3 protein-coding genes and 1 pseudogene are annotated in these 4655 nt (G+C 62.7%); 3 read left to right on the plus strand and 1 reads right to left on the minus strand.

Features of this window, described 5'->3' with window-relative positions; all coding sequences use genetic code 11:
- Positions 1-461: pseudogene (locus QZ511_RS16320) on the minus strand (glycoside hydrolase family 3 protein); the annotation flags it as partial.
- A 194-nt stretch (positions 462-655) separates the two neighbouring features.
- On the opposite strand from QZ511_RS16320, the gene tilS reads away from it, so the two are divergent.
- The 3 genes from tilS to kdsA form a co-directional block, all read left to right on the plus strand.
- Positions 656-1960, plus strand: a complete 1305-nt coding sequence (gene tilS / locus QZ511_RS16325) for a tRNA lysidine(34) synthetase TilS (protein ID WP_295804090.1) — start codon at positions 656-658, stop codon at positions 1958-1960.
- Between the two features lie 124 nt (positions 1961-2084).
- Positions 2085-3719, plus strand: a complete 1635-nt coding sequence (locus tag QZ511_RS16330) for a CTP synthase (protein WP_295804094.1) — start codon at positions 2085-2087, stop codon at positions 3717-3719.
- Positions 3720-3848: 129 nt separating this feature from the next.
- On the plus strand, positions 3849-4655 hold an 807-nt coding region (gene kdsA / locus QZ511_RS16335; protein ID WP_295804095.1), incomplete at its 3' end, for a 3-deoxy-8-phosphooctulonate synthase.

The following is a 4655-nucleotide window of genomic DNA, read 5'->3' on the forward strand; positions in this document are numbered from 1 at the left end:
ATGATGGGGATGGCGACACCGCCGTCGGAGGTGTCCATGGAGGCGGCAAAGTAGTCGTCCGCCAGCTGTCGCCAGTCATCCGGGGTGGCGAATTTGTCGTTGTTGGGGAAGGTGCCGCCGCCGTTCAGAATGGAGCCGATGTGATACTGCTTCACTTCTTCAGGCGTGATGTACTTGATCTCCGCCTGCATCATCTGCCCGACTTTTTCCTCCAGCGTCATCTGCGACAGCAGGTCGGCAATCCGCGCCTCCAGTTCCGGGTCTGCAGGCAAGGCCGGCGGCAGTTGCGGCCAGTTTTCCAGAGAGCGGCCGCTGTCGGCGTTTACGATCTGCTCCGCCGGACCGGTGGAGGCTTCGGTGGCGGATAGCCCTGGGTCTGTATCACCGCAGGCGGCGAGGCTGGCGGCGAGGGCGATACTGACGGCGAGGCGTGTGCAAAGGATCCCGGTAGATGGGGTCATGGAAGCTCCGGTTCTTGTACTTATTGGTTGCGCATTGAAAAAGTGGACGCTCCCGGAGAAAAGGTGAAAGACGGGAGCGTCCGCAAGGTTTTCGGGGAGCCGATAAGTCCCCTGATTAGGAGACGGGTACCGTCGCAAAATCGCACCCGGGATCGGGGTATACTGGCCGCTTTATAGCCAAGGTCTTTTTACCTGTGTCATCGAACTGCCCCGTAAATCCACTGGCTGAGCTGACGAGCGACGCCCTGCGCCGGCACCCCGTGCAGGGGTGCCTGTGGCTGGGGTATTCCGGCGGCCTGGATTCGACGGTGCTACTGCACCTGCTGGCCGCGCAGGGGCTACCGGTTTGCGCGCTGCATGTGCACCACGGCCTGAGCCCGCACGCCGATCACTGGCAGGCCCACTGTGCGGCCCAGGCAGACCGGCTGGGGGTGCCATTTCGGTCGCTGGCGGTCGTAGTGGATTCTGCCGATGGCGGACTGGAGCAGGGTGCCCGCGAAGCGCGCTACCGGGCTTTCCGCGAAGTGATGGCGGAAGGGGATGTGATCCTGCTGGGGCATCACGGCGATGACCAGGTGGAGACCTTTCTTTTAAGATTGCTGCGCGGCGCCGGGGTCCCGGGGCTCGCATCCATGCGGGAATCCCGCCACCTGGGCGGGGGCCGGCACCTGTTGCGGCCCCTGTTGCGGGCAACCCGCAGCCAGCTCGAATCCTACGCTCGCCAGCACGGCCTGCAGTGGATAGAGGATGAGAGTAATGCGGATACGAGTTTTGACCGCAACTTCCTGCGCCGCAATGTGACCCCCCAGCTGGCCTCCCGCTGGCCGGTAGCGACTGTGGTGGCACGGGTAGCGGAAAACCTGCAGGAAACCGCCGACCTGCTGGAGGCGCTGGCGGAGGAGGACCTGCAGCGCTGTGATCTCGCAATGGCGCGGATAGGGCAGAGCATCGACCTCGACGCACTGGCCTGCCTGAGTACTGCGCGGCAGAAGAACCTGCTGCGCTGCTGGGTGCAGTCCCGCAGCGGGCGGCCCCCGGAATCCGCCCATCTGGAGCAGCTGCTCCGGCAGCTCGCGGCGGCGGCAGACGCCCGCCCCGAGGTGGGGCTCACCGGTTTGGTGGCAAGAAGGTTTCGCAATCGGCTCTATCTCACACCACAATTACAGCCTCTGGATTCGGCGGATCTCGCTGGAGGTGTATGGCAATGGGACGGCGCAAGCGATCTGCAGCTGCCCGGGGGCTCGGTGCTGTCGCCCTCTGCCGGTTGGCCGGCGGGGGACTACCGGGTGTGCTTCCGCGGTGGTGGCGAACGGGCGCAGCCCCGGGCGCGCCGGCACTCCCAGACCCTGAAACGGCTGTTGCAGGAGTATGCCCTGGAGCCCTGGCTGCGGGACCGGATCCCGCTGATTTACCGCGGCGAACAGCTGGTCGCGGTGGGAGACCTGTTCGCCACCCCCGGGGGCCCGCCGCAAGCGCCAATCTGGCGGTTTTTGGATTGAGTGGAAAATCGCTTTCTGGTAGTCTGGCGTCCCATCTCAAAGGCATCGGGTTGCGCGAGTGCGTGCGCCCCAGCCAGTCCCGCACGCCCGTACCCGTCGGGCATTCAACTGACCAAGGTTTTGCATGACGCGCTATATATTTGTCACTGGCGGCGTGGTTTCCTCATTGGGGAAAGGTATCGCCTCCGCTTCTCTGGCCGCTATTCTCGAAGCCCGTGGCCTCAAGGTCACGATTCTGAAGCTTGACCCTTATATCAACGTTGACCCGGGCACCATGAGCCCCTTCCAGCACGGCGAGGTCTATGTGACCGAAGATGGCGCCGAAACGGATCTGGACCTGGGCCACTACGAGCGCTTTATCCGCACGCGCATGTCCAAGCGCAACAATTTCACCACCGGCCGTGTATATGAAACCGTGCTGCGCAAGGAGCGTCGCGGTGACTACCTGGGCGGTACCGTGCAGGTGATCCCGCACATCACCGACGAGATCAAGCGCCGCGTGATCGAAGGCGGCCGCGACGTGGATGTGGCCATCGTCGAGATCGGCGGTACCGTGGGTGACATCGAATCCCAGCCGTTCCTGGAATCCGTGCGCCAGCTGCGGGTGGAGATGGGCATCAACCGCGCCCTGCTGATCCACCTCAGCTACGTGCCGTACATCGCCACCGCCGGCGAGACCAAGACCAAACCGACCCAGCACTCGGTGAAAGAGCTGCGCTCCATCGGGCTGCAGCCGGACATCCTGCTGTGTCGCTCCGAGCGCGCCATCGACGATGACTCCCGTCGCAAGATTGCCCTGTTCACCAACGTGGAAGAGCGCGCGGTAGTTCCGCTGCCGGATGCCAAGACCATCTACGGCGTGCCGCGCATGCTGCACGAGTACGGCCTCGACGAGATCGTGGTGGAGAAGCTGCAGCTGGAATGCGACGCCCCGGACCTGTCCGAGTGGGATGCGGTGGTAGACGGCAAGCTGAACCCGCAGCACGAAATCAAGATCGCCATGGTCGGCAAGTACATGGAGCTGCTGGACGCCTACAAATCCCTGATCGAATCCCTGGTGCATGCAGGCATCAAGAACCGCACCAAGATCAATATCGACTTCATCAATGCGGAAGATGTGGAAGGCGAGAATGGCCTCGACCTGATCAAGGGCGCCGATGCGATCCTGGTACCCGGTGGCTTCGGTGAGCGCGGCCTCGAAGGCAAGCTGGAATCCGTGCGCTACGCGCGGGAGAACAACATCCCGTTCCTCGGCATCTGCCTTGGCCTGCAGTCCGTGGTGATCGAATACGCGCGCAACGTACTCGGCCTCGAAGGTGCCAACAGTACCGAATTCGATACCAAGACCCCGCACCCGGTGATCGGCCTGATTACCGAGTGGATCGACAGTGAAGGCAAGGTCGAGAAGCGCGATGAAAAGTCCGACCTCGGCGGCACCATGCGTCTCGGCGGCCAGGAATGTCGCCTGACGAAAGACTCCAAGGCCCGTGAAATTTACGGCAAGGACGTGATCGTCGAGCGCCACCGTCACCGCTATGAAGTCAACAACAACTATGTTGACCGCCTGCAGAAGGCTGGCCTGCGTATCGGCGGCTGGTCCGCGGATGACACCCTGGTGGAAATGGTCGAACTGCCGGAGCACGACTGGTTTGTGGCCTGTCAGTTCCACCCGGAATTCACTTCCACCCCGCGCGACGGACACCCGCTGTTTGAAAGCTATGTGGCCGCTGCGCTGAAGCACCGCGAATCGCAAAAGTAAAACCGGGAATCCGGCCCGGTAAACAAAACAGATTCTTCTGGCGCGCGCCTTCGTTCTTCATCACCTGAAGGCGACGGGCGCGCAGCGAGCCAGCAGAACACATAAGTCGCGCAAAGGATGTTGAGAGCTATGAAAACCATTGAAGTGGGCAAACTCCAGGTTGCCAACGACAAGCCGTTCACCCTGTTCGGTGGCATGAACGTGCTGGAATCCCGCGATCTCGCCATGCAGGTGGCAGAGTACTACGTAAAAGTGACCGAAAAACTCGGTATCCCCTACGTGTTCAAGGCCTCCTTTGACAAGGCCAACCGCTCCTCTATCCACTCCTACCGCGGGCCGGGCTTGGAAGAGGGCCTGAAGATTTTTGAAGAAATCAAAAAGACCTTCGACGTCCCCCTGATCACCGACGTGCACGAGCCCAGCCAGGCAGCGCCGGTAGCGGAAGTGGTGGACGTGATCCAGTTGCCCGCTTTCCTCGCGCGCCAGACTGACCTGGTTGCCGCCATGGCCGCGACCGGTGCCGTGATCAACGTGAAAAAGCCCCAGTTCATGAGCCCGCCCCAGGTCAAGAACGTGGTGGAAAAGTTTGCTGAAGGCGGCAACGAAAAAATCATCCTGTGCGAGCGCGGCGCCTGCTTCGGTTACGACAACCTGGTGGTCGACATGCTCGGCTTCCGCACCATGATCGACGCCTCCGGCGGCGCGCCGCTGATTTTCGATGTCACCCACTCGCTGCAGATGCGCGACCCGGGCGGTGCCGCTTCCGGCGGCCGCCGCGCCCAGGTCACCGAGCTGGGCCGCGCCGGCCTCGCCATCGGCATCGCCGGCCTGTTCCTGGAAGCCCACCCGAACCCTGCAAAGGCACTGTGTGACGGCCCCAGCGCGCTGCCGCTGGACAAGCTGGAACCGTTCCTGGCACAGATGAAAGCCGTGGAC

This window comes from uncultured Microbulbifer sp. (assembly GCF_913055755.1).
Lineage (GTDB): Bacteria > Pseudomonadota > Gammaproteobacteria > Pseudomonadales > Cellvibrionaceae > Microbulbifer.

What these genes read in the sequence shown, in the direction of transcription:
- QZ511_RS16330 (WP_295804094.1), top strand. Translation starts at nt 2,085, where the DNA reads ATGACGCGCTATATATTTGTCACTGGCGGCGTGGTTTCCTCATTGGGG.